A 24,279-nucleotide genomic window follows, 5' to 3' on the forward strand; every position below is an offset into this window, starting at 1 on the left:
TCAGCCTGTCACCGATCGTCGTGAGACCGGCATCAGAGAAATCTGCGTCGTCTCAGTTTTAGCCAACCTTATCCGAGCAGAACACCTCCTCACTCCTTTTACAATATCTGACTTTGATCTGGCCAAATGCCGGTCAGCAGCGAGATCTTTTACATTATTCCACTTTCCAGATTGCAGCTGTTACACTCAATATCTTACTCCGCAGTTACGTGCTGCTTTCATATCGAATCGTGTGCACACCTTATGATTTATTCATTAACTATTCTCGAACAGGCAACATATATTTTATGAGTATCCGTACAAATACAGCTGGTTCTTCGCTTAAACATTCAATCTGTTTAATTCGAGGTAACAATGGTACGAAGCAACTCAAACAAAAGATGGGGATCAGTGTTGTTGGTGTCTGCTATGTCTTTTATCGTTTGATTGTTCCCGGCCACAACTCCTTTGTCCCTGAGTGCAGCAATTATATTTTTACAATCAAATCCATAAGTGTTGCAGATTTCTTCAAGGGTTTTTCTGCCAAAGCCTGGAAACGGTTCATCCGGAAACACCGGTCTCTCCCCTACTGCTGCCACAGGTTGGGCTTTTTGCATGATCTGCCATACTTCTTTTGGAGTCACCTTGTTGAGTTGGGCCACTTCAAGAACCGTCTGCTGTTCCCCTTCGCTTTTAAGCCCGGCCGCCGACAGTTCAACCATAACCAGTTCAAGATCAAGACCGGTTCTTCTGGTCAGGGTCTGCAACGATGAAAGTTCGGCGTGACCGTAGGGCGGCTCACCATATTTTAGGGCAGCAGCTTCCTTAAAAGACGCACCAAAATCAATAATGGTAGAAAATGGTGGAATCCCCATCAAAGTTCCCGCAACACAAACCACAGTCAGAAAAAAACTTATGTTAAACTCAACAGTAAAGACCTTCAGCTTTTTGGCCTTGTTCTTCATATAGAGTACAATCGGTTTCCAGTTCAGATACAGATGTAACAGACCCGCAAGTAGAAAAAGCCAACCGAGATTGATGTGTATATCACCCCACTGAGTTTTGGTCAGACCAAGCATTTTCCAGTCTGACCAGAAGGCAACTCTGCCTTCAGGGACAATATATAAAACCACAGAAGTAATGAGTAACGGTACAAGAGAGATAACCAGTGTCAGTGACACTACCCTGCGCATATTCATTGTAACCTCCATAATATCTTTGACAATTGTCACCCCCGATCAAGATTAAGATAACGCACCAATAAAACGTTATACAAGGGGTTGAGTCACAAAACAAATGACAATTATAATTATTAGCGATAAAACTATAATCCATCACACCTAACGTAAACTTTTTTCAGATTCAGTATTCCAAGGAGATCCCCATGAACGTGCAACTGCCAATGGCCGATGGCACCATCTACCCGGTCCAACCTTCAAAGATTGTGGCATTAGGACTGAATTATCTTGAACATATTAAAGAAAGCCAGTCTGTCTCAAAAACCGGCAACATTGATGAAAAAATTCCTACCGAACCGGTGCTCTTTCCCAAAACGCCCAATGTCCTGATTGGACCGGGAGAAACGATTATTCTTCCGGCTTTCCTCGACGATTATAACTTTCCAAACTGTAGAACGGACCACGAAGGGGAACTTGCCATCATTATAAAAGATCGGATCAAAAATATACCGGTCGAACAAGCCATGGACCATATTCTCGGCTTTACCTGCTTTAACGACGTCAGTCAGAGAAACCTGCAAAAAGGTGACATCTCAGGCTGGTATCGGGGAAAATCTCTCGACACTTTCGGCCCCATCGGACCGGCCATTGTACCTGTAGAAGACATAGGAGATCCCCAGAACCTTAACATTGAGTGCAGGGTGAACGGTGAGGTGCGCCAACAGTCCAACACCAGACATATGATCTTTTCCATTCCTGAAATCATCGCCTTTGTCTCAAAAATGTTCACCCTTGAGGCTGGAGATATCATCATTACGGGAACACCCAATGGTGTAGGTCCCCTTCAAGACGGCGATATTGTTGAGGTGGAAATCGAAAAAATAGGCGTACTGATTAACAGGGTTAAGGCTGAACAGGGGTAGACACCCACTTCTGTCAGATCACCAATTGAGATTGCGATAAAAGCATTACCTTTACCGGGGAGTTGTTTCACCCATGCACATTGAAGTCGATAGTCACACACACACCATCGCCAGTGGCCATGCCTACAGTACTCTTGCTGAAAACATTCAGGCTGCAGCAGCCCGCGGAATCAAACTACTGGCCATAACAGACCACGGCCCGCAGATGCCTGGTGCGCCGCACTTCTGGTATTTTATGAATATGCGCGTTATCCCGAGAATCCTTCATGGTGTAGGAATTCTTCGTGGGATTGAGGCCAATATTGTGAACATAAAAGGAGAACTCGACATTGATGCTGCCATTGAGGAGCAATTGGATATCGTGCTCGGCAGCCTCCATGAACCAATCATCACCCCGACCACCAAAAACCAGCATACAGAGGCTGTGATACAGGCCATGGCATCGGGCAGAATAGACGTATTTGCTCACGGTGGCAACCCCGCTTTCCCAATTGACGTCGATGAGGTTGCAAAAACGGCTGCCCACTATAATGTCCTTGTGGAAATCAATAATTCCTCATTTACCACATCCCGCAAGGGAAGTATGAAAAACTGTGCAGCACTTGCCACAGCCGTAGCCAGACATAACGGCTATCTCACCTTTGGCAGCGATGCCCATATAGCAGAAAAAGTTGGTGGTTTTGAAGAGTGTATCAAGTTTATCAGAACCGTTGGAGTCGAAGAGTCAAGAGTTCTCAGCCAGAGGGGGGCTACATTTCTAGACTTTCTGAAAAGCAAAAACAAGAAAACGGACCTGAGTGAATTTGCAACCTTGTTTTAATCGAAAGAGAACTTCGGTCAGCCAAACGATCCTCGATACCACAAACCCTGTTCTCTTGGAAAAACATCTTTCCGCAAGAACAGGTTTGAGCCGAGGAGTAGCTACCCTGCTACTGCTTTTGTCCACTCTCCTGGTCAAATTTTTCAGACAGCAGTTTATAAGAAACGTAATATTTCACAATATTACTGACATACTGAACCGTTTCCCTGCCAATTCTCTTGGCTGCTACAACCTCAACATTATCAAACCAGAGGTTAGGATCTAACCCCATTTCTTTAGCCTCACTGCGAAGTCTGGCCACTTTGGCCGGTCCTGCATTATAGGAGGCGAAAGTAAAAAACGCCCGATTGAGTGGATCAAGGTCCCCTTCCGGCGGAAAATATTTGTCCGCCATAAAGTGGAGATACTTGGTGCCTGCATGAATGTTCGAATCAACATTTTTTACATCTGATATCCCTACGTTCTTGTCTTTTGCAGTACTGGGCAATATCTGCATAACACCTACAGCACCAACAGAGCTTACCAGGTTCTGGTCAAGGGTTGATTCCTGATATGCAAGGGCTGCCAGCATCAGATAATCAAAGTCATATTTTTTTGCATACGTTTTAAAAAAATCTATCGTCTCCTCAAATTTTTTCCTTTCTGCACCACTGGCCGCATTCTTTATATATTTTGCACTCTTGAGATAGCGGTTGATAATAACATTACCAATGAGTGTTCCCGCTTTGTGACCTTTGGCAAACTCTGTAATTATCCCTTGCAGTTCGGGACTATTCTTTCTCACAGCCCAGGCAATCTCGCCACCGTCATGAATCTTCGCCTGTTCATGGAGGGTAATATCGGCAAAAACCTCTTTCCAGAGTTTTGCCTTATGGGTGTCTACAATCACTGCCGGAATCACGCCTGCATTAACCATTTCTAAGAGATCCGAATCTTCAAGATGTTCATCCGCCTCAACGATTGTAACGGGTTGCTTTCCTGCGGATTTTAAGACCCCATTGAAGGTCTGAAGATTCTCGTAATAACTACTCGACTTCCGTACATGAATTTCCATTCCTGCAACATCGTATGGGCTCTTCAATGTTGCCACCGAACTCCCTGTTACCACAATCTCACTGACATTCTTGGCAAATGGAGTGCTGAAATCCACTATTTTTCTGCGTTCATCCGTTATGGTAAGATTGCCAATGGCGATATCCCCACGCCCCTCGGCCAGTTTTTCCAGGAGTTTACTTCTTGAGGTGGGTATAAAGACCACATTAATTTTTAAATTCTTGGTCTTTTGCTTTTCGTTGATAAATTTTTCGAACTGGATGCCGGTTTCGTACGAAATTCCTTTAGGTTGTGCTCCATCAAAGAAAAAGAAAGCACGATTATAAGGTACCAGAACCCGAATCAATCGCCGCTTTACCATCTGGGAATAATCGCCTGTAAACTTGTCGTTGGCACCCTCTATTTCATGCAAGTTTGTATCGCTTTTAAATGCAGACATTGAGACTTCGGGGAGCATCAGTCCAATCATTATCAAGCCCAGCAAAACAAGTTTCAGCCTTATTTCTGCTCTACGCATGGAAATACCCTCTTGTTAAATTTAGTTTCACCTCAATTCGAAATCATTCAAATATTAGTGTCTTACAGCACAACAAAACCCAAAAGTGCACAGTATTTGTGCAAACGAACAGGCAACTGGAAAAAATAATGCGAGATGTTCCTTCATCTCGGACTTTTTTTTTGATATCATACATAAGTACTTAGTTGAGGGGCCGGGGAAGGGAGTATCAAATTATGCTTGTTCTATCTGACTTATCTGCTATCGAGAGTATTTAATGAACACTTCCCACGTCCACTCCCCCAGCGTTGAACTCTCAAAAATTCTGGAGCTCATTCAGGAACTTGCCACCTGTGAATCCTCGGCTCAAACTACGGAACAACTCGCAGCTTTTCTTCGCAGGAAAATAATTGATGGTCTCCAATTATATTCCATCGAAATTTTTTTGAAAAAAAAGAATTCTCAAAACTATCAAGCACCAATTGAAAATAACCTTGCCCTCAAGGATAATGTGCACCGGATAGTGCCGGAGTATCTGCCTGCGAACGATCCCATAATCAAACAGCTGGAGAATCACAAAGCCCCACTGCAAGTAGAGAAAGCGACCTGCCAATCTTCAATTCTGAAAAAGTTGCCACATTTGGGGCATTTTCTTGTTCCTATCTTCATAAATAACAATCTTTTTGCGATTTTCTATTGTGGAACACAAGATATTTCCTCCTTCACTCTTGATTTCTGTAACACCCTTGAAACCTTAGCCAAAGTTATCGGCTCCCGGATCAAAAGCATGGGAACCATCCTCGAACTCCAGAAATCCATAGCTGAAGTTGAATATTCAGAGCGGCTCAGGATCGCCCTGCATGAGATCAGCGAAGAGGCCCAGAATGCTGTGGACGTTAACTCTCTCTATGCCAAACTCCATCAGCTTGTAAGTAGGATTATTCACGCCCCAAATTTTTTTATCGCTCTGGTGAAAAACACCGATGAGGGCCGCTTTATCCAGTTTCCTTATTTTGCAGACGATAACGATCCGCATTTTCAGGGGTTGGAATTCAAATTCAACGACGATCCGCTCAGCCTCACCAGTCACCTACTCCAGAACAGGCAAGTACTTCTTCTCACACCGGAAAATTTTGATGAAATATGTAGAAACAACAAAATTGTCGCCCGTGGAAGTCGGCCCACCAGCTGGCTTGGCGCCCCATTCTATCTGGATCAGATTTCTGGTGCTGTGGCCGTCCAAAGTTACGATGACACTGTCTACACAGAAAAAGATAAAGACCTTATGGCCTTTGTCGCCCGCCAGATTGGAGCTGCCCTCAGTCGCAAACTTGCCGTTGACGAACTCAAAAAAGCCAAGGAAACAGCTGAAAATGCAGAGAAAAACAAATCCGCATTTCTGGCAAACATGAGTCATGAGATACGCACACCCATGAACGGTATCATAGGGTTGACCAACCTGGTGTTGCACTCGGATATTTCTCCTCAACAGCGAACATACCTGGAAATGGTGCACAGCTCTGCAGACAGGTTGTTAAAACTCATTAACGATATCCTGGATTTTTCTAAAATTGACGCAGGAAAGCTCGAACTGGAACTCGCACCCTTCAGTCTGCGCAACGTTTTAGCCGAAGCCCTTGAAATCCTGGCCATTGGTGCTGCAGAAAAAAACATAGCTCTCAGGGTAGAATGTGATGAATCGATCCCCGATGCTCTTATCGGTGACAGCTATAAACTCAGTCAGGTACTCATCAATCTTGTTGGTAATGGTATAAAATTTACCCAATCCGGTGAAGTTTCTATCTCTGTATATGAAAAAACCTCTATTGTGGGTGGAACTGTTGAACTTGATTTTCTCATCAAAGACACGGGGATAGGTATTCCTGAAAATGAAATTTCCAAGGTATTCAAGGCTTTTAGTCAAATCAGCACGACCAGAAACTCAAATAACCGCGGGACTGGTCTGGGTCTGGTTATAGCGGCAGAACTTGTTGAAATAATGGGAGGAACGATCTCTGTCACCAGTAAACATGGTGTCGGTACCTGTTTTCAATTTGCCATCTGCTTTTCTCCTGGCAAGGCGAGAGAATTTCCCCTTTCCCACCCCCCGAAGAATCGGCCTGTACAATCAATTGATATACAACACTCTCCGCTTAACATCCTGCTGGTCGAAGATGAACATATCAACAGAACCCTTGCTACAACCATTCTGGAGAGAGAAGGTTGGGAGGTAACCATCGCTGAAGATGGTCTTGAGGCAATCAGAATACACAAACAAGAGGAATTCGATCTCATTTTTATGGATATTCAGATGCCTAAGCTAGATGGGTACGAAACAACACGATTTATCCGTCGAGATGAGAGGAATACGGGACGTCATGTACCAATAATTGCCATGACGGCATATGCTGTAAAAGGAGACAGGGAAAAATGTCTGGCTGCGGGAATGGATGGATATGTATCAAAACCGGTATGTCCGGATCAACTCCGTATTGAGATAGCAACTGTACTGGAACGGCAGCAGGTACCCGCCCACATCAAACAAACCCGTCCAGTCCACCCTCCCGCAGAACCGTTATAAATATGATAGAGACTCTGTGTTTAGCCCCTTGAAGACCAGGGGCTAAGCACAGAGTAAAGAGTTAATTTATCTCCAGTTTATTTTTAAAAAGCTCAAAGTACTCATCAACTGTCGGAATAACCCCCTGAAGAGCCGTTATTGCCGTCAGCTCCGTTGATGCAAGATACACCTGAGAACCGTCCCCCAGTCTGTTATCAAAATTTCGGGTGGAGGTCGACATGACAGTCGCTCCAGGGCGAACCCGTGCCTGATTTCCCATGCACAAACTACAGCCTGGAATTTCAACCCTGCCTCCCACCTGACCAAAGACAGAAAGACCACCTTCTTTTTCTATGGCCTTTTTATCCATACGGGTCGACGGTGCCAGCCAGAGTTGTGCCTTTGCGTAAGCCTCACCTTCGAGAATTTTTGAGGCCGCCTGGAGATGGCTCAGATGGGTCATGCAGGAACCGATAAAGGCCTCATCAATTTTTTGACCAGCTACCTGTGAAAGAAGTCTCACATCATCTGGATCGTTCGGACAGGCAAGGATTGGTTCGGTAATCTTATCAAGATCTATATCTATAATTTCAAGATACTGGGCATTCTCATCCCGCTCGAGCAGGGAAGGTTTCTGCAACCAGGTCTCAAGCTCTGCAATCCGCCTGTTAATGCAGGTTGCATCTTGATAACCGTCTGCCACAAGAGATTGCAAAAGTTCAACATTAGATCTTACATTGGCAACAACTGTAGCAAGAGGCAAACGAACCGCACAACCTGCAGCGCTTCGTTCCGCTGATGCGTCGGTCAACTCAAAAGCCTCCTCCACAGAAAGATCATCCACTCCTTCAATTTCTAGAACAGCCCCTGCAAAGATATTTTTCTTGCCCTTCTTCTCAACGGTGAGCAGTCCTTTTTTAATTGCCGTGTAAGGAATGGCATTGACCATATCCCTTACGGTGATTCCGGCTTTTCGTTTACCGCTAAAACGCACCAGAACCGATTCCGGCATCTCAAGGGGCATAAACCCAAGCGCTGCTCCAAAGGCCACCAACCCGGATCCAGCAGGAAAAGAGATTCCCAGGGGGAAACGGGTATGGGAGTCACCACCGGTACCAACGGTGTCGGGTACCAACATCTTGTTGAGCCATGGATGGATAACCCCATCCCCCGGCTTCAGGCTCAGCCCCCCGCAGGCGACTGTCATCTCCTGCATAATCTCCCAGCGACCAAAATCAGAGGCCTTCGGATAGGCTGCCGTATGACAGAACGACTGCATAAACATGCCTGCTTTAAAGCGAAGACAGGCAAGTTCCGCAATTTCCTGCATGGTCATCGGTCCGGTGGTGTCCTGGGAGCCAACGGTGGTCATTTTCGGCTCACAAACGGTGCCGGGCAGTACACCTTCAAGCCCGCAGGCCTTACCGACAATCTTCTGAGCAAGACTGTACCCCTGGCCCGGTTTTGGTTGAGGGTTTGTCACTTCTGCAAAGATATCCGGGAAACTCCGGTTTAAAAAGTCACAGGCAGCGCGGGTCAGTTGTTTGCCGATAATCAGATTCAAACGCCCGCCAACACGGTATTCATCTAGAATAGCGGGAGATGCAGGTTTCATTGGTACTACATTTCCAGCCTGATCTGCCAGTTGCCAGTTGTTCACATCCAGAGTGAGGATATCCCCGGTTTTTATTGAACCCATTTCACACTCGATGGGCATAATCCCCGCATCTCTGGCTGTGGCATAGAAAATCGGAGCTATGGTACCCCCAAATACAACCCCGCCAACCCTCTTGTTGGGAACCCCGGCAATGTCGTCACCGGTGTGCCAGAGAAGGGAATTGACCGCCGATTTTCTTGATGATCCGGTACCAACCACATCCCCTGCAAAGGCAACCTGTTTTCCCTCACTGCGAAATTTTGCTATGGTTTGTATTCCATCGGGAAACCTCTTCATACCAAAAAAATCTGCATGAAGAGGAATATCTGCTCTGGACTGCGCCTGGTTTCCCGGAGAAAAATCATCGGTATTTATTTCGCCATCAACCTTGTAAACGGTAAGCTCCATCTTTTGGGCAAGGGGTTTAGCGAGGGTGAACCATTCCGCCTGAGCCCAGGATTCTATGACATCTCTTGCGGAGGCGCTGGTTCTGGACAGCTCTGCAACCCTGTCAAAGCCATCATACACTTTAATCAGTTTTTTCAAGGCGTTGGCGGCTTCTTCAGCTACGGCTTCAACTTCCAGTAACTCGACCAGGGCTTCAACATTATAACCCCCCCCCATCTCAGCCAGCAGGGCCACCGCTTGTGCAGGAGTAAGCTCCGGTACACTCAGCTCTGAAAGAGCGACCGCTTTCAGCCACGCTGCTTTGATTTTTGCGGATTTACTCACTCCAGGTTCTACTCGACCGGCAAGCAGTTCGAGTAAAAATGAACCTTCACTACTGCCCTGTTGAAGAAGTTTTATTACTCCCTCCGTCTGTTGTGGTGTCAGTGGTAATGGTGGTAATCCTTTATCCTTACGTGCTTTAGCGTCTCGTTTATATGCATCTAACATAGATGTACCTCTTCGCGTATTCTTTAAATTTCCGATATTTTTCGCTCAAATAATCTTATGGGTAATAACCGACAGAACAGGCAGTATAGCAATAAACCTTGCTCGAACCAAGGTGGAAAAAAATGCGGCGGATTTTAGTAAATATACGAAGAAAAAAGAGCAAGAACAGAACTGTTGGAAAAAATCGGGAGGCCAGCCCACTTTCTCCCGGGGAGGAACAAGTCCCGGGAGAAAGCGGGGCCAATACGACGTTTTTTACTATTTTTCATCCATAAATGGATAGACAAAATCAGCGGGAGGGACGAAGGTCTCTTTTATGGTTCGGGTGGACACCCAGCGCATCAAATTCGCCTGAGAACCTGCTTTATCGTTGGTTCCTGAGGCTCGACCACCACCAAAGGGCTGTTGACCAACCACCGCACCTGTGGGCTTGTCGTTGATGTAAAAGTTACCCGCTGCATGCTCGAGTTTTCCTGCAGCAAAGCTCACCGCCCTGCGGTCATTACCAAAAATTGCTCCGGTTAAAGCGTACATGGATGAGGTATCACACAAATCAAGGGTCTCTTCAAATTTGTCATCTTCATAGACATAGATCGTCAGAACCGGTCCGAATATTTCTTCAACCATCGTTTTAAAATGGGGGTCTGATGCAAGAATTACTGTGGGCTCAATGAAGTAACCAACACTGTCATCACAATTTCCACCGATGATAACCTCGGCACCGTCATTATTTTTTGCATAGTCGATGTAGCCGGCGATGGAATCAAAAGCGGCTTTATCGATAACTGCTCCCACAAAATTTGTGAAATCAACGGGTGAGCCCATCTTAATCCGGGTCATCTGTGCTCTCACCTCGGCCTCAACAGCAGGCCAGATCGATTTTGGAATATATGCGCGGCTGGCAGCAGAACACTTTTGCCCCTGATATTCAAAAGAACCCCGGACAAGGGCTGTGGCAAGAGGTTTTATCTCGGCACTGGCATGAGCAAAAACAAAGTCTTTTCCTCCAGTTTCCCCAACAATTCGTGGGTAGGATCTGTAATTTGCTATATTGCTGCCTATGGTTTTCCACATTGACTGAAAAACCCTGGTGGAGCCGGTAAAATGTACCCCGGACAAGCGTGAATCGGCCAGACAGACATCACCGACACTGGCACCTGAACCCGGAACAAAATTAATTACCCCAGGGGGTAAACCAGCCTCTTCGAGGATCTGCATGATCAGATAGGGGGTGTAGACAAGAGATGATGCAGGTTTCCACACCACAGTGTTACCCATAATCGCGGGTGCTGTCGGCAGGTTACCTGCGATAGCTGTAAAGTTAAAAGGCGTCACCGCAAACACAAAGCCTTCCAGTGGTCTGTGCTGTACATAGTTCCAGACGCCTGGGGAAGATACGGGTTGTCGCTCGTAGATTTCCTGTGCATAACGAACATTAAACCTGAGAAAATCAATAAATTCACAGGCTGCATCTATCTCTGCCTGAAAGATGTTTTTGCCACCGGCCAGCATGGCACCTGCATTGATCAACGCCCTATATTTTGTAGACAGAAGATCCGCTACCCTTAAGAAAATAGCACATCGCTCTTCCCAGCGAAAACTTTGCCACATCTGTTGAGCATTAATGGCCGCCTCAATGGCCATCTGAACTTCTTTGGCCCCAGCTTTATGATACGTTGCCAGTACATGTTTATGGTCATGGGGCATGACTGCTTTACCCATATTGCCGGTTTTCACCGCTTGGCCGCCAATAATGAGAGGTATTTCCAACTCTTTTCCAGCCATTTCAGCAAGAGCAGCCTTCACCGCTTTTTTCTCAGGACTCCCTGGTGCATACCCTAAAATTGGTTCATTTACAGGCTGGGGGGTGTTGATAACTGCATTATTCATAAGATTCATAACTATACTCCTCTGGTGTCTTTAGTCGTTCATTGTCTCACCAAGAAAACGGTTGAACTCAACCTTTTTTGAAAAGTGCTTTCAGCACTACTCCTGCCATCTTTGGGTTTTCTTTGAGTCTTCTTGTACTATATCCAAACCAGTCTTTACCAAAAGGAACATAAACACGCATCCTATGCCCTTTATCCACAATCGATTTTCTCAAGGCCGGGGTTACCCCATAGAGCATCTGGAATTCATAACTCTCTTTGGGTACATTGTATTTCTCAATAAGCTTAAACGCCCCTTCAATAAGCGGGGTATCATGGGTGGCGATCCCCGGGTACATTTTTTCCTGGAACATCAATTCAACATCCCGTAGGAAATGTGCATTGATCTCTTCATATTTTTTATAGGCAATCGCCTCTGGTTCCACGTAAATTCCTTTGCAGACCCTGAGATTTACCGGACTTTCTTCTGTGTTGACCGCTTTGAGGTTTTCAATGTCCCGGTGGGTCCTTCTGAGGCAGGACTGCACAACCAGACCGACGTTACGGGGAAACTCTTCTTTTAACTTCCTGTACATTTCGATTTCCATATCTGTACAGGGAGAATCTTCCATATCAATGCGGACAAAGTTATTATATGAAGCGGCTTTTGCAACGACCTCGCGTATATGAGTATAGGCCACATCTTTATCTATTAACAGGCCGAAAAAAGTCGGCTTAAGAGAATAATTTCCATCAACCCCTGCTTTCTCGGCTGCATCTACAACTTGAAGATATTCGTTCTTGTTGTTCTCAGCCTCTTCCAGGGTGGTAATAAACTCACCAAGGACATCTATTGTTGTCATGACTCCTTCGGCATTGAGTTTTTTTGCATTTACAATAGCCTCTTCTATGGTTTGTCCCGCAATGTATTCTTTTGAAAACATCCACACCAATTTTTTAGGCATATATGGCAGAATCCCTGCAATCATTGAGTTAATCATGGTCGTTCCCTTGGGTAGGTTTTGATGCTCTACAGGTGATTCCATTTCTTATGTTCGGAACCCTTGTGTTGCACTGGATAATTGTATACAATATATGAATACACATTTAGTACGTTGTTTACAGGGGTAATGTCAACTTATTTTGTGTATTGTGCTAAAAATAGTTACATGTGTCTTTGAAGGAATATAAACACTGGTCTACAAATTCTGTATAACATCAACCAACTCTGTAGAATGATCTCTTCAACAAAACAAAACTCTGAGAATTCTGTGTACCACAAGCTGAAAACAGCTATCAGAAAACGGTATATCAAACAGGGAAGTCAACTTGTGGAAGTAACTCTCGCACAAAAACTCGGCGTAAGTCGTACTCCCGTGCGGAGTGCCATAAAAAGACTTGAAGCTGAAGGACTGGTCAACAGTATTCCTAATCGAGGGGCCTTTGTCATAACCCCCACCAAACGCGAAATTGAGGAGACATTTCTGGTTCGCGCAGAACTTGAATGCATGGCAGTTGGCTTAACTGCTGAACACTGCACCAGGGCCCAGATTGAAGAGCTGCACGGATTTATTGATTTTGAAGCCGCAGTCTTTGATAAGAAAAATCTTGATAATTACTATGCAGCCAACGACAGTTTCCATTTGAGAATTGCAGAAATGTCGGGCAACAAGGTTCTGAGTTCCTACATTAAAGAACTGCTCGACAAAACCCGAATCTACCTGATCCTCTACGATCCCTTTTTCAAGATTGAGTACAGTCCCACAACAGAGCATCTTGATATTGTGGAAGCTATTGCAACCGGAGACCGTATAAAGGCCAGAGCCGCGGTTCGAGCCCATATCAACAGCTCTATTAATGGTCTGCAGGCTGTAGGGGAACTACCCGAAGATTATATTACCCTTTAAAAAAAGGTGGTCGCTGTAGCCATCAGGCACAACTCAAAGATTTGAATTTACAGAATACGTCGATATTTTTAAGTTACAGCGGGAACGTTTATTATACCAGTTCAGCCATTATCTGGTTGGAGAGTGGCCAGCCTTTATCGGTAATCTTTAAATGTGACGGGGTCTGCTCTACCATTCCCAGATGTTGCAGACGAGTGAGAATTGAACCATAATGTTTTTCCGGGGTTAGACCATATCTTGTGAGGAGATTTTTGGTAGAAACCCCTCTTTTCAATCGCAACCCCATAATCACTGTTTCCCGGAAAGATTCTTCCATGGTTAACTGTTCCTCTTCAACAATGACCGATTTTCCTGTGGAAATCTGTTTGATATAGTGGTTTGGATCTGTAGTGCGTTTTTCCCGAACACCCTTTATAAAACTTACAGCTGCAGCTCCCGCTGCTAAATAATCCAGGTTTTCCCAATAATTGATGTTATGGAGGCACTGCTTCCCCTCTATTGCATAATTTGACGTTTCATATTGGATAATGCCACTATTTTCCGTCAGCTCTCTGGTTATTTCATCCATCTCAAGGATTTCATCCTCTACCGGTAGCAGGAGCTCACTTTTTCCATCCATTACCTGAAAAGGCGTCCCCTCTTCCACCATTAACTGATATAAAGAGAGATGCTGCGGTGTTAACGAAAGGGCCTTTTCAAGCGACAAAACCCAACTCTTGGGCGTCTGTCCTGGGAGCCCATACATCAGATCTATATTTATGTTGGCTATACCTGCCCGTTTTGCCGCCAGTATCGCACCTTCGGCCTCAGAACTTGTGTGTAGTCGTCCTAATATCTTTAACTCTTCATCAAAAAAAGACTGTACACCCATGGAGAGGCGGTTGACACCTGCCATAAGCAGGCTTTCGCAGTAGCCTTCATCCACTGTGCCAGGATTCGCCTCTACGCTTATTTCTGCTCCCGCACTAAAGCCAAAAGTATTCCTGCAATGATCGATAATTGAGGTTAGTTGGTCTGATGGTATGCAGGTGGGTGTCCCCCCGCCTATAAATAACGTTTTCAGGGGATCCTGCACCGACGGGTGATGTTGTAGAAAATCGATCTCGCACATCAGGGCGTCGACATAACGACCGTGGAGTGCAGAAGGTGCCACACGGGACGAAAAAGCACAATACAGACACTTTCGCAGACAAAATGGAATATGCAGATAAAGACTGGTCATCTACGAAGATGTTAATGAACTTAAGGTTCGCTGACAGGTCTCCCGGATGGTGGTCATCATGCCATCATCGGCAAAGCTGAAAGTGCCATTACCGATAATAATATGATCGAGCAGCTGTATTTGCATACAGCTACAGAGAAGAAAAAGCGTCTTGGTCAGTCTGATATCCTGGTGAGAAGGTCTGAGCTCCCCTGAGGGGTGATTGTGGGCAAGGATAATGGCAGCCGCATGAAAATCCAAGGCCCGTTTAATAATCTCCCGTGGATAAACGGTATTCACATTTAATGTGCCCTCAGCGACGATTTCTGAATCTATAATAGCATGTGAAGAATCAAGAAATAAAACAGTGAGGACCTCGATTTTAAGCCCTCTCATTGAATAAATGAGATAATCAGCCACATCTTTTGATGAATGGAGGTATCTTTTTCCTCGGATACGGTCTTTCAGATAATGACCTGCAACCGCCTGGATAAACTGTATGGCAAAGCTGTTCTTTGGCCCTATTCCCTTGATTTTAGCAAGAGAGACGGGTGGGGCATCGAGCACCTTGGAGAACGTTCCATATTGTTGAAGCAGTGCCCGTGCAGCCTCTTTGCAGTCACTTCGGGGAGTACCAAAGGAGAGCAGGAGCTCTAACACCTCGGCATCACTGAGCCCTGCTATTCCAGAGACGAGAAAACGGTCACGAAGACGCCCTCTGTGCCCCGCGCCCTTATGCTGCCATTGTTCTTTATCCACAATCTCCAGATAGCTGACGTTACTCTGAAAGTGCTTTTACAAACAGGTCATTAGCCATTTTAGGGTTTGCTTTTCCCTTTGTCTTCTGCATTAACTGTCCAACAAAAAATCCCATTATTTTGCTTTTACCATTGCGAAAATCTTCCGCCTGGGTCGGGTTCGCTGCTATTATTTCTGCAACTATCGCCATGAGCTCACTCTCATCTGAAACCTGAATCAGGTTTTTCTCCTCGACGATCGTTTCGGGATCTTTACCTGACTCCATCATGTCTAAAAATACTGTTTTGGCGATTTTGCCGCTGATAGTATTTTTTTCTACCATTAAAAGCAGCGAAGAAAGTTGAGCAGGCGTCACTTTACAATCTGAAATCTCCTCCCCTTTTAATTCTCGCAAGAGTTCGGTCATCATCCAGTTGGAAGCCTTCTTGGCCTGTACTCCAGCTGCCACGACCTGTTCAAAATAATCAGCCAACTCTTTATCCGATGTCAACAACACAGCATCGTATTCGGGTAAACCATACTCCGATTCAAAGCGGGATTTTTTCTCATCGGGGAGTTCAGGCAGGGATTTTCGTACCTGCTCAATCCACTCATCACTTATTTCCACCGGGACAAGATCAGGGCAGGGAAAATATCGATAATCGTGCGCATCTTCCTTTCCACGCATGGATTCAGAACAGTTCTTGTCTGGATTCCATAAAAGAGTCTCCTGAACAATCGTCTCCCCGTCAAGGAGCATATCCCGTTGACGTCGAACCTCATATTCCAGAGCATGCTGAACATGCCGAAATGAATTCATATTTTTCAGCTCTGTCCTTGTACCAAACTCCTTCTGGCCGACGGGGCGAAGTGATATATTCGCATCACAGCGAAAACTCCCCTCCTGCATATTGCCATCACATATTCCAAGATAACGGACAATAGCGTGTAGTTTCTTCAAATAGGCGACCGCTTCTTCGGGAGAACGCATATCCGGCTCGGAGACGATTTCAAGAAGAGGGGTACCCGTTCTGTTCAGATCAACATGGGATACAGGTTCAACCTCATCATGAATGAGCTTTCCGGCATCCTCTTCCATATGAATTCGGGTAATTCCTATGGTCTTTTTTACCCCGTCTACCTCTATTTCTATCTCACCCCTGCCAACGATAGGTAGATCAAACTGGGAGGTCTGGTAACCTTTGGGCAAATCTGGATAAAAGTAATTTTTCCTGGCAAACTGATTAAAGCGATTAATCACCGAATGGGTCGCAAGACCAAGTTTTATCGCAGACTCGACGACTGCCTTATTGAGCACCGGTAGAACCCCAGGCATTCCAAGGCAGATCGGACAGGTGTGGCTGTTTGGTGGAGCACCAAAAGTCGTTGAGCAACCGCAAAAAATCTTTGTTTTCGTATTCAACTGAGCATGTATTTCAAGCCCAATGACTGTTTCAAACTCCATAATTTACCTACCGTTCAACATTATTTTTCAGACAACCACAGCGGATTTTTCCACCCAGTTCCTTATTTTACTCAGTTCTTCCCGCCATTCAGCCGATACCCGTACCACGAGAAACATCTTGAACAAGGTATTAACTACCCGTATCAACTCTTCAAACAGATAAATACGTTCAAGAATCATCCCTTCGACCTCTTCCGGGTTCTCTCCTTTGTCGTTTTCTGTGGCTTCTGTTTTCGGCAAGCGAACATTCCTGAACTCCATCAGAGCACCAGCAAGGGTAAAGCTATACTCATAATTACTATGATTAATGAGTATCCTGGCCTGCTCCAATTTTTTTCCCATTTGAAGACCGGTTCGTGCCTCCTGAAGTTCTGCCTGCAGTCCTGTGCATATTATCTTCTCGCTCGATTCACCTTCACCCGATTCGAGCAACATATGCTTTTCAAAGACCACCGTGATATCACCATCTCCAGGTAATTCGATACTACCACCTCTCTCCTCACTTTTCCACCAAAGCCAGGTTAAGAATTCCTGACCCAGAAAACGTTTTTCTGCTATTAAATCAACTAAATCCATATGTAATATATGCCACATTCAGTGGCAAACCCATCTTAATTTTTGAATATATTAGACAAATATCTCTGGAGTTATCCGTGCAAGCTGTGCGACCTGTTCCTCATCGAGAAGATGTTCAGCCGTTATATAAGGAATTTGCTGGCGGATAAGAAGTCCAAAACTCTCCTTAAAATAATCTTCCAAAAGAGCTTGTGCCTTTTTATTTGTGCTGAAAAACAGAAGAGTCGAATCCGTTAGACTCCAGCATAATTCATAGGTGGTGGGGATAGGTATTGCCTTTCTCATCAACTCTGTACGTACACGCTCTTTAATTTGCACCCTCATCGATCTACTCAATTTGGGCAACTCCTTTTCAAGGCGCTCACGTTCTTCTTCTTTCTGGACGACTTTTTTAAGAATTGCTGGTGAGACCTTTCTTTCATCAACCCGAAGAGTCAAGGTTATATAGTCACCAGCCACGTATGAAGCGTATTTGAATTGCGAATCAAACATGTTCAGAATGGAAACCCAGCCAATTGAATATTCATCGTAGGTATCATCAATATCCTGAAAAGAAAAAGAGGCTACCCGGCTTGCAACATAATCAAGCAAATTTTCAGGTAATTCGCCTTCCACTGAGAACCGAACAAAACTTCCCGAACCCTTTAACAAACCCATAATATAATATATGTAAAATTTCTTGAGGTTTAGAAGAGAGAAAAACACTTCTAAGACGCCACTTTATTGTGGAAAATAACGATGTTTTAACAGTGATTCATATAGCACTACTTGTTATCACCGACAACCTTATTATAGTTCTTACTGGATTTGTTGTCGTAAGAAAACGTATAATTTACTCCTGATTATTTGACCTAGATGGAAAAAAAACAAAAATATGTTAATTTTTTATTGACACCTCTTCGAGGTTTTTGTATATAAACCGCTCCACGGGTCGTTAACTCAGTTGGTAGAGTATCTGACTTTTAATCAGAGAGTCGCGCGTTCGAGTCGCGCACGACCCACCATGGAAAATTGTACTGTCCCCATCGTCTAGTCAGGTCCAGGACATCGCCCTTTCACGGCGACAACACCGGTTCGAATCCGGTTGGGGACGCCATATATAGAAGGCCTTTAGCTCATTAAGAGCTAAAGGCCTTTTTTATTATCATGTGCGAGAGCAGTATAAATTTCGGTCAATGTACATTTGTTGTTATTTCCCTTCCATAATTTGCTGTTCTTAACAATTCTCCGAGAAACAGTAGTACTTTACACTTATGTCTTTGATATATTTAAGGTTTTTAAAAACAACACACATTTAAAAGCTTGTTCGTTTCGGGCTCACCTTTGAGTAAATTATACTATCACTAGAAAGTATGACCTTCATGCTCCCAGGTACGCGTTTTCGTGATGAACTATATTTAACCGAACATATTAGAATCATTAAAAATAATCGTAATCCATATTTGTTTTTATAATTACTACGTTGAATATTGAGTTATCATTTTCCTTAAACGTAACTAAAATTAACCTCCGAACACATCTACGTCATCTTTTATATTCCACGGCTATATATCCAGCTAACGTTGACGACAGTCTCTTCATCTCTCTCCTGTGTTTGGTGGGGGAAAATCCAAGGTTATCTCTTAATTTTGTTTGGTCTCTTTTTAATTGATTTTCTCAACATGATCAGGATCATAGAAAATCAACAAAACATCCAAGCAGTTCAGCGGCTGCCCTCCTCTCGATAAACAAATTTTTTAAAGGTTGTTCTCATATAGGCGATGATAATTTCCATAACCCCAAGGTTAATGTGTCCTATGTATCTATCCACAGGGAATTCGGCTTTTCCGTAATTTATATGATGATATTAATTGGGTAGTGTGGGTGTCTCTCCCTGTTCAAAAATATCTGAAAGTTTTTTGAAAACTCTCACCCCCTCTTCCTTTTCTAAGACAGATCCAATTCAAGAATTTTTTCTTTGGTTCTTCAAAACCAGAAGACCCTTTATTCTCTTTCACCGCAATTTTTCTATTTGATAGGATATTATATACATGCAAGGCTATTGTGTTGATGCATCGCTGCCAAACTTCTGTTACTCCTCAAAATGATATTGATAGTGCGTTTGCAATATCTCACCAAATGTCACCGGTCATAAATTCTTTGTTATATTCAAACACAGAAAATAATTTCATTTCATCATGCTCATACAACCTGATACTATTGTTTTTAATAACTGTTGCTCGCTAATTTTCTATTTCACAAACAATAGCAAAATTATTATGCTATCATGATTAGAATCAACTCCCTTTCTAAAAGTGAGATTTAAAGGCAGTGAACTATTGTTCTTCCTCAGATATAGTGAGATTCTCTAAAAAAAGGTCTTTCGTTCTCTTTACGATGTTTAACAATCTTTTCGACCATCATTATATCTCCTTGGATCCATTTGTATGATCCATATAATTACCTGCCAGATAAGTCTCGTCCGAGAATTCAAGAATGTTTTAAAAGATGGTCAACCAAAACTTCTACAACCCATCTCTCACGGTAATGTTAACAACATCACCCTCTCGACAATCTTTTGAAATACTTTCCAATTCAAAACAAACACTTCTCTTACAGTCTAAAAACTGATAATCAGAAAATCAGGACTCATTATACTTCTCATCCAATGTTTCACGTGAAACATTAATAATGCTTGATGCGGTTCAAGTGATTTTTTACTGATTTCTTTAATTTTCGCACATTTTTCATTATTTTGAAGATATTTTTGTGAAAACCGATTATTTTTAGCGAAATACTATGGAGGTAGACGTTATAAATGAACAAAAATGCTAAAATAATTGCAATCGCAAACCAAAAAGGTGGCGTTGGTAAAACAACTACGTCAATTAATCTTGCAGCGGCCCTCGCTCAACGAAAGAAAAAAGTTTTAATTGTTGATTCTGATCCACAGGGAAATTCATCAAGTGGAGTTGGAATTAATATGAAAAAAGTACATATTCATCTTTATCATGCATATTCAAGCGGGTATTCGGTTCAAGAAGTTCGCATGCCGACTCAATCCCCTAATCTGGATATAGTTCCTTCCAGTATTGATTTGGTTGCCGCAGAAATTGAAATGATCGGCGTTGAAAACAGAGAGTTGCGACTTAAATATATGCTGGAACCAGTTGCGCAGGATTATGATTACATATTAATTGATTGCCCACCTTCTTTAGGGTTGTTAACAATCAATGCATTAACTGCATGTGATTCCGTTTTGATACCTATGCAATGTGAATATTTCGCAATGGAAGGTTTAGCTCAACTTGTTTCTACAATACGTTCCGTTAAAAAATCATTCAACAAAGCACTTTATATTGAGGGGTTGGTACTGACTATGTTTGATAAAAGGAACAAACTTACTCATCAAGTTGCTGCAGAATTAAAAAACCATTTTGTAAATCAACTATTTACAACTGTGATACCTCGAAATGTTCGATTAAGCGAATGCCCAAGTCATGGAAAATCAATTTTAGATTACGACAAATCCTCTACTGGAGCAGTTGCTTATACGAAACTTGCCAAGGAATTTCTTAATAAACAAAGGAAATAAGTATGGTGATGAAAACCGGATTAGGGCAAGGAGTTGGCGTACTGTTTGGAGATGAAAGTGAAAAATTTTTTGAGTGTAATATAAAAGATATTATTCCAAATAAATTTCAACCTCGTACTCATTTTAAAGAAGATGATCTTCAGGAACTCTCCGACTCCATCAAAGAAAAAGGCGTTATACAACCCCTGATAGTGAAAAACGGAGTTGATGGTAAATATGAACTAATAGCTGGTGAAAGACGTCTAAGGGCTTCTAAACTTGCTGGGCTTACTGTAGTACCTGTTGTTGTCTTTGATGTTGAAGACGACGATTCTCTTTTAGAATTGGCCCTTATTGAAAACATTCAAAGGACGGATTTAAATCCTATTGAAGAAGCGGAGGCTTATAGGAAACTTATCGAGCGTTTTGGTTATACCCAGGAGGACACAGCAAAAAGGGTAGGTAAAAAACGCTCGACAATTACTAACCTGCTCCGCTTACTTAAACTCCCCGAACAATTCCAGGAAGATGTTATACAAGGAATACTTTCTGAAGGCCATGCAAGAGCACTGTTGAAACTCATTGATGATCCCATGGCAATGAGAGAAATACGAGATCTCATAATTAAGAACGGGTTATCCGTGCGGCAGGCGGAAAAAATAATAAAAAAAGCAGGATCACCCCCTTCCACAACCTCTGGCCATAAAAGTCCTCAACAAATAACCGAAGAAATTCCAAAGTCTTATCGAATGGCATTAACGACTCAACTCACTAATAGACTTAACTCAAAGGTTATTATTTCACAAAATGGCAGCAGGGGTAAAATTGAAATAGAATATTATTCTTTAGATGATCTGGATAGAGTCACAGCTATGCTTTTAGGTGATTAATTAATACTAAAATTTTTTAGGTGGTTTTTTCAAGATGGATAAAATATTTACTAATAAATTCAGTGTTTTAAAGGTTTCACTAGCTACAATTTTTGTCTCTGTGTTCTTGTTAATATCTGCTATTTCTGCGTCCGCCGAGATGATAAGTATAAAAGGCGACAAAGTTAATTTACGCAAAGGTCCAGGAACAAAATACTCTATAGTTTGGGAATATGGTGACGGGTACCCTCTTACCATATTAAGCAAAAAAGGCAATTGGTATGAAGTGAAAGACTTTGAAAATGATTCAGGCTGGATTCACAAATCTCTCACCCAATATAGTCCACACGTCATTGTTAAAGTAAACCGCAATAGTGAGGAAAAGATTAATATACGGAAAGAACCTGGCACAAAATCAGATATTGTAGGAAAGGCTCAGTATGGAGTGGTTTTTCAAACACTACAACGAAAATCCGGTTGGGTTAATATCAAACACGATTCCGGATTAACAGGGTGGATAAAGGAAAGTTTACTCTGGGGATATTGATTGTAAACCATTCTACAAAAAAGAGCCCGTGAATTGTTAAAATTCACGGGCTCTTTTAATTTATATGGCGGAGAGGGAGGGATTCGAACCCTCGGTGGAGTTTTACCCCCACACTCGCTTAGCAGGCGAGCACCATCGGCCTCTCGGTCACCTCTCCGAAATATATGATTGGCGGAGGAAGTAGGATTCGAACCCACGGTACTTTCGTACAACGGTTTTCAAGACCGCCGCCTTCAACCACTCGGCCATTCCTCCGTGGAAGACTTTGTACCATTAGTTAAATAATCTGTCAATAATATGATTTTGAAAAAATTGTATTTAATGCTATATAGAACATTTTTGTAATAAAGGTTCGATAAATATCTCCACCCTGTTATAATACCCTGATAGTTACATAATATTATAACCTTAATTTAAAATATCTTACATAATGGCTGTGCACACCGATATATCACAACAGTTGGAAGATCTAACTGCTCTCTATGAAATTACGAAACAACTGGCTTCTTCCCTTGAATTACGAGACTGCCTTGAAAAAGCGATGCAGATACTCTCTGAAATGAAAGGGATGGAAAACGGTACGGTCACCATAGTCAACCCAATGACCGGCAAACTTGAAATAGAAGTTGCCTACGGCCTTACTGCAGAAAGCAGAAAACGCGGGAAATACAAAATTGGTGAGGGCATCACAGGCAGAGTAGTATCGACGGGTGAACCCATTATAGTTCCGCAGATATCAGAAGAACCCCTCTTTCTCAATAGAACAAGGGCAAGGGGAAATGTTATTGAACAGAAAAGATCGTTTCTCTGTGTACCTATAAAAAACGGCCATAACGTCATAGGTGCTCTCAGTATTGACAGATTCTATAAAGACGGAATTGGAGAACAGGCAAATACTGATCTTCAATATCTGACAGTTCTATCCTCAATTATTGCGCAGACTGTGGTTAGAATCCAAAAGGTAAACCGGGAAACCGAAGAGCTGTTTACGGAAAACCTCAAACTTAAAAGAGAGCTCTCCGAAAAAAACAAGATTAATGACATAATCGGTAATTCTTCAAGGATGCAGGATGTCTACGAGATGATTCACAGGGTTGTCGATTCTAATGCCACGGTCCTGCTCCGTGGCGAATCTGGAACAGGAAAAACTCTGGTCGCCAAGGCTTTACATTATAACGGTAAAAGAAAGGATCATCCTTTTGTAGTTGTAAACTGTTCCGCTCTTCCTGAAACCCTGCTTGAAAGTGAACTTTTCGGCCATGAAAGAGGAGCTTTTACCGGAGCTACTGACCGTAAAATTGGCCGCTTTGAACAGGCTGAAGGAGGAACTCTCTTTCTTGATGAGATTGGTGAAATAAGTAATTCCGTCCAGGTCAAACTCCTCAATGTTGTCCAGGAAAGGACATTTCAAAGGCTTGGTTCGACAAAACAGATGACCTGTGATGTTCGCCTGGTTGCAGCTACCAACCGAGACCTCGAAAATGCAGTTGCTGAAAAGCATTTCCGTGAAGATCTGTATTACAGACTCAATGTCTTTCCTGTTTATATGCCACCCTTGCGCGAACGAAGAACAGATATATTGCTCATTGCCGAATTTTTTCTTGAAAAATATTCATCGGAAAATAACAAAAAAATCAAACGCATATCTACATCAGCAATAGATATGCTCATTAAATATCATTGGCCGGGTAATGTACGGGAACTGCAAAATTGCATTGAACGGGCTGTCATTATATGTGACGGAGACGCCATTAAGGGCATACATCTCCCACCGACACTACAGATTGCCGAATCCTCTCATAGAGATAATCCCTATTCTCTGTCTGTATCGGTTGAAAATTTTGAAAAGGAACTCATTATAGAGGGACTCAAAAGAAATAATGGCAATCAGACAAAAACCGCAAAGGATCTCGACACCAGTCTGAGAATTATCAATTACAAAATACATCAATATAATATTGATCCGAAAAACTATAAAATTTAGCTGGTAAA

Annotated in this window: 18 protein-coding genes and 4 tRNA genes; 10 read left to right on the forward strand and 12 right to left on the reverse strand. The window is 43.1% G+C overall.

The window, feature by feature from the left end; genetic code table 11:
* Positions 1-338 precede the first annotated feature (338 nt).
* Positions 339-1,178, reverse strand: coding sequence for a DUF4405 domain-containing protein (locus FCL48_RS02140; protein ID WP_136870598.1), 840 nt, complete (start codon positions 1,176-1,178; stop codon positions 339-341).
* A 185-nt stretch (positions 1,179-1,363) separates the two neighbouring features.
* Between FCL48_RS02140 and FCL48_RS02145 the strand changes: the two genes are divergently transcribed.
* Both FCL48_RS02145 and FCL48_RS02150 read left to right on the forward strand, forming a co-directional pair.
* Entirely contained in the window at positions 1,364-2,080 is a 717-nt protein-coding gene (locus FCL48_RS02145; RefSeq protein ID WP_136870599.1) for a fumarylacetoacetate hydrolase family protein, read from the forward strand.
* 73 nt (positions 2,081-2,153) lie between these two features.
* On the forward strand, positions 2,154-2,900 hold the full coding sequence (locus FCL48_RS02150) for a phosphatase (RefSeq protein ID WP_136870600.1): 747 nt from the start codon (positions 2,154-2,156) through the stop codon (positions 2,898-2,900).
* A gap of 109 nt (positions 2,901-3,009) precedes the next feature.
* On the opposite strand, the gene FCL48_RS02155 is transcribed toward FCL48_RS02150, so the two are convergent.
* The gene (locus FCL48_RS02155) at positions 3,010-4,470 is read right to left on the reverse strand and encodes a lytic transglycosylase F (protein WP_136870601.1); all 1,461 of its coding nucleotides are present in this window, start codon (positions 4,468-4,470) and stop codon (positions 3,010-3,012) included.
* 256 nt (positions 4,471-4,726) lie between these two features.
* On the opposite strand from FCL48_RS02155, the gene FCL48_RS02160 reads away from it, so the two are divergent.
* Positions 4,727-7,030: a response regulator gene (locus tag FCL48_RS02160; RefSeq protein WP_136870602.1), complete on the forward strand. Its 2,304-nt coding sequence runs from the start codon at positions 4,727-4,729 to the stop codon at positions 7,028-7,030.
* A gap of 61 nt (positions 7,031-7,091) precedes the next feature.
* Here the strand turns inward: FCL48_RS02160 and FCL48_RS02165 are convergent, their stop codons facing one another.
* The 3 genes from FCL48_RS02165 to FCL48_RS02175 form a co-directional block, all read right to left on the reverse strand.
* Positions 7,092-9,563 carry a bifunctional aconitate hydratase 2/2-methylisocitrate dehydratase gene (locus FCL48_RS02165; RefSeq protein WP_136870603.1) on the reverse strand — a complete coding sequence of 824 codons (2,472 nt, stop codon included), beginning with the start codon at positions 9,561-9,563 and terminating at the stop codon, positions 7,092-7,094.
* A 258-nt stretch (positions 9,564-9,821) separates the two neighbouring features.
* Positions 9,822-11,462 (reverse strand): L-glutamate gamma-semialdehyde dehydrogenase, encoded by a 1,641-nt coding sequence (gene pruA / locus FCL48_RS02170; protein ID WP_240744715.1) that lies wholly within the window; start codon positions 11,460-11,462, stop codon positions 9,822-9,824.
* 58 nt (positions 11,463-11,520) lie between these two features.
* Positions 11,521-12,432: a proline dehydrogenase family protein gene (locus tag FCL48_RS02175; RefSeq protein ID WP_136870604.1), complete on the reverse strand. Its 912-nt coding sequence runs from the start codon at positions 12,430-12,432 to the stop codon at positions 11,521-11,523.
* A gap of 234 nt (positions 12,433-12,666) precedes the next feature.
* On the opposite strand from FCL48_RS02175, the gene FCL48_RS02180 reads away from it, so the two are divergent.
* On the forward strand, positions 12,667-13,338 hold the full coding sequence (locus tag FCL48_RS02180) for a GntR family transcriptional regulator (RefSeq protein WP_136870605.1): 672 nt from the start codon (positions 12,667-12,669) through the stop codon (positions 13,336-13,338).
* Between the two features lie 91 nt (positions 13,339-13,429).
* Here the strand turns inward: FCL48_RS02180 and hemW are convergent, their stop codons facing one another.
* Genes hemW through rdgC form a run of 5 tightly spaced genes read right to left on the reverse strand, consistent with a single transcriptional unit; the run spans position 13,430 to position 17,975 of the window.
* Positions 13,430-14,560, reverse strand: a complete 1,131-nt coding sequence (gene hemW / locus FCL48_RS02185; protein ID WP_136870606.1) for a radical SAM family heme chaperone HemW — start codon at positions 14,558-14,560, stop codon at positions 13,430-13,432.
* Complete coding sequence (radC, locus tag FCL48_RS02190) at positions 14,561-15,298, reverse strand: DNA repair protein RadC (protein ID WP_136870607.1); 738 nt, start codon at positions 15,296-15,298, stop codon at positions 14,561-14,563.
* 19 nt (positions 15,299-15,317) lie between these two features.
* Positions 15,318-16,742 (reverse strand): Asp-tRNA(Asn)/Glu-tRNA(Gln) amidotransferase subunit GatB, encoded by a 1,425-nt coding sequence (gene gatB, locus FCL48_RS02195; RefSeq protein ID WP_136870608.1) that lies wholly within the window; start codon positions 16,740-16,742, stop codon positions 15,318-15,320.
* 27 nt (positions 16,743-16,769) lie between these two features.
* Positions 16,770-17,318 (reverse strand): hypothetical protein, encoded by a 549-nt coding sequence (locus FCL48_RS02200; RefSeq protein WP_136870609.1) that lies wholly within the window; start codon positions 17,316-17,318, stop codon positions 16,770-16,772.
* A 51-nt stretch (positions 17,319-17,369) separates the two neighbouring features.
* Positions 17,370-17,975, reverse strand: coding sequence for a recombination-associated protein RdgC (gene rdgC, locus FCL48_RS02205; protein ID WP_136870610.1), 606 nt, complete (start codon positions 17,973-17,975; stop codon positions 17,370-17,372).
* Positions 17,976-18,246: 271 nt separating this feature from the next.
* Between rdgC and FCL48_RS02210 the strand changes: the two genes are divergently transcribed.
* The 5 genes from FCL48_RS02210 (at position 18,247) to FCL48_RS02230 (ending at position 22,287) form a co-directional block, all read left to right on the forward strand.
* Positions 18,247-18,322: transfer RNA gene (locus FCL48_RS02210), tRNA-Lys, on the forward strand.
* Between the two features lie 14 nt (positions 18,323-18,336).
* Positions 18,337-18,414: transfer RNA gene (locus FCL48_RS02215), tRNA-Glu, on the forward strand.
* 1,701 nt (positions 18,415-20,115) lie between these two features.
* Entirely contained in the window at positions 20,116-20,892 is a 777-nt protein-coding gene (locus FCL48_RS02220) for a ParA family protein (RefSeq protein WP_136870611.1), read from the forward strand.
* 2 nt (positions 20,893-20,894) lie between these two features.
* On the forward strand, positions 20,895-21,761 hold the full coding sequence (locus FCL48_RS02225) for a ParB/RepB/Spo0J family partition protein (protein WP_136870612.1): 867 nt from the start codon (positions 20,895-20,897) through the stop codon (positions 21,759-21,761).
* Between the two features lie 34 nt (positions 21,762-21,795).
* On the forward strand, positions 21,796-22,287 hold the full coding sequence (locus FCL48_RS02230; protein WP_136870613.1) for an SH3 domain-containing protein: 492 nt from the start codon (positions 21,796-21,798) through the stop codon (positions 22,285-22,287).
* A gap of 65 nt (positions 22,288-22,352) precedes the next feature.
* On the opposite strand, the gene FCL48_RS02235 is transcribed toward FCL48_RS02230, so the two are convergent.
* A tRNA-Ser gene (locus FCL48_RS02235) sits at positions 22,353-22,444 on the reverse strand.
* 12 nt (positions 22,445-22,456) lie between these two features.
* Positions 22,457-22,542, reverse strand: a tRNA-Ser gene (locus FCL48_RS02240).
* 175 nt (positions 22,543-22,717) lie between these two features.
* On the opposite strand from FCL48_RS02240, the gene FCL48_RS02245 reads away from it, so the two are divergent.
* On the forward strand, positions 22,718-24,271 hold the full coding sequence (locus FCL48_RS02245) for a sigma-54-dependent Fis family transcriptional regulator (protein ID WP_136870614.1): 1,554 nt from the start codon (positions 22,718-22,720) through the stop codon (positions 24,269-24,271).
* Positions 24,272-24,279: the final 8 nt, after the last annotated feature.

The sequence above is a fragment of the Desulforhopalus sp. IMCC35007 genome (assembly GCF_005116575.1).
In the GTDB taxonomy this organism is placed as follows: domain Bacteria; phylum Desulfobacterota; class Desulfobulbia; order Desulfobulbales; family Desulfocapsaceae; genus Desulforhopalus_A.

What these genes read in the sequence shown, in the direction of transcription:
- FCL48_RS02140 (WP_136870598.1), bottom strand. Translation starts at nt 1,178, where the DNA reads ATGAATATGCGCAGGGTAGTGTCACTGACACTGGTTATCTCTCTTGTA.
- FCL48_RS02145 (WP_136870599.1), top strand. Translation starts at nt 1,364, where the DNA reads ATGAACGTGCAACTGCCAATGGCCGATGGCACCATCTACCCGGTCCAA.
- FCL48_RS02150 (WP_136870600.1), top strand. Translation starts at nt 2,154, where the DNA reads ATGCACATTGAAGTCGATAGTCACACACACACCATCGCCAGTGGCCAT.
- FCL48_RS02155 (WP_136870601.1), bottom strand. Translation starts at nt 4,470, where the DNA reads ATGCGTAGAGCAGAAATAAGGCTGAAACTTGTTTTGCTGGGCTTGATA.
- FCL48_RS02160 (WP_136870602.1), top strand. Translation starts at nt 4,727, where the DNA reads ATGAACACTTCCCACGTCCACTCCCCCAGCGTTGAACTCTCAAAAATT.
- FCL48_RS02165 (WP_136870603.1), bottom strand. Translation starts at nt 9,563, where the DNA reads ATGTTAGATGCATATAAACGAGACGCTAAAGCACGTAAGGATAAAGGA.
- pruA (WP_240744715.1), bottom strand. Translation starts at nt 11,462, where the DNA reads ATGAATCTTATGAATAATGCAGTTATCAACACCCCCCAGCCTGTAAAT.
- FCL48_RS02175 (WP_136870604.1), bottom strand. Translation starts at nt 12,432, where the DNA reads ATGATTAACTCAATGATTGCAGGGATTCTGCCATATATGCCTAAAAAA.
- FCL48_RS02180 (WP_136870605.1), top strand. Translation starts at nt 12,667, where the DNA reads ATGATCTCTTCAACAAAACAAAACTCTGAGAATTCTGTGTACCACAAG.
- hemW (WP_136870606.1), bottom strand. Translation starts at nt 14,560, where the DNA reads ATGACCAGTCTTTATCTGCATATTCCATTTTGTCTGCGAAAGTGTCTG.
- gatB (WP_136870608.1), bottom strand. Translation starts at nt 16,742, where the DNA reads ATGGAGTTTGAAACAGTCATTGGGCTTGAAATACATGCTCAGTTGAAT.
- FCL48_RS02200 (WP_136870609.1), bottom strand. Translation starts at nt 17,318, where the DNA reads ATGGATTTAGTTGATTTAATAGCAGAAAAACGTTTTCTGGGTCAGGAA.
- rdgC (WP_136870610.1), bottom strand. Translation starts at nt 17,975, where the DNA reads ATGGGTTTGTTAAAGGGTTCGGGAAGTTTTGTTCGGTTCTCAGTGGAA.
- FCL48_RS02220 (WP_136870611.1), top strand. Translation starts at nt 20,116, where the DNA reads ATGAACAAAAATGCTAAAATAATTGCAATCGCAAACCAAAAAGGTGGC.
- FCL48_RS02225 (WP_136870612.1), top strand. Translation starts at nt 20,895, where the DNA reads ATGGTGATGAAAACCGGATTAGGGCAAGGAGTTGGCGTACTGTTTGGA.
- FCL48_RS02230 (WP_136870613.1), top strand. Translation starts at nt 21,796, where the DNA reads ATGGATAAAATATTTACTAATAAATTCAGTGTTTTAAAGGTTTCACTA.
- FCL48_RS02245 (WP_136870614.1), top strand. Translation starts at nt 22,718, where the DNA reads ATGGCTGTGCACACCGATATATCACAACAGTTGGAAGATCTAACTGCT.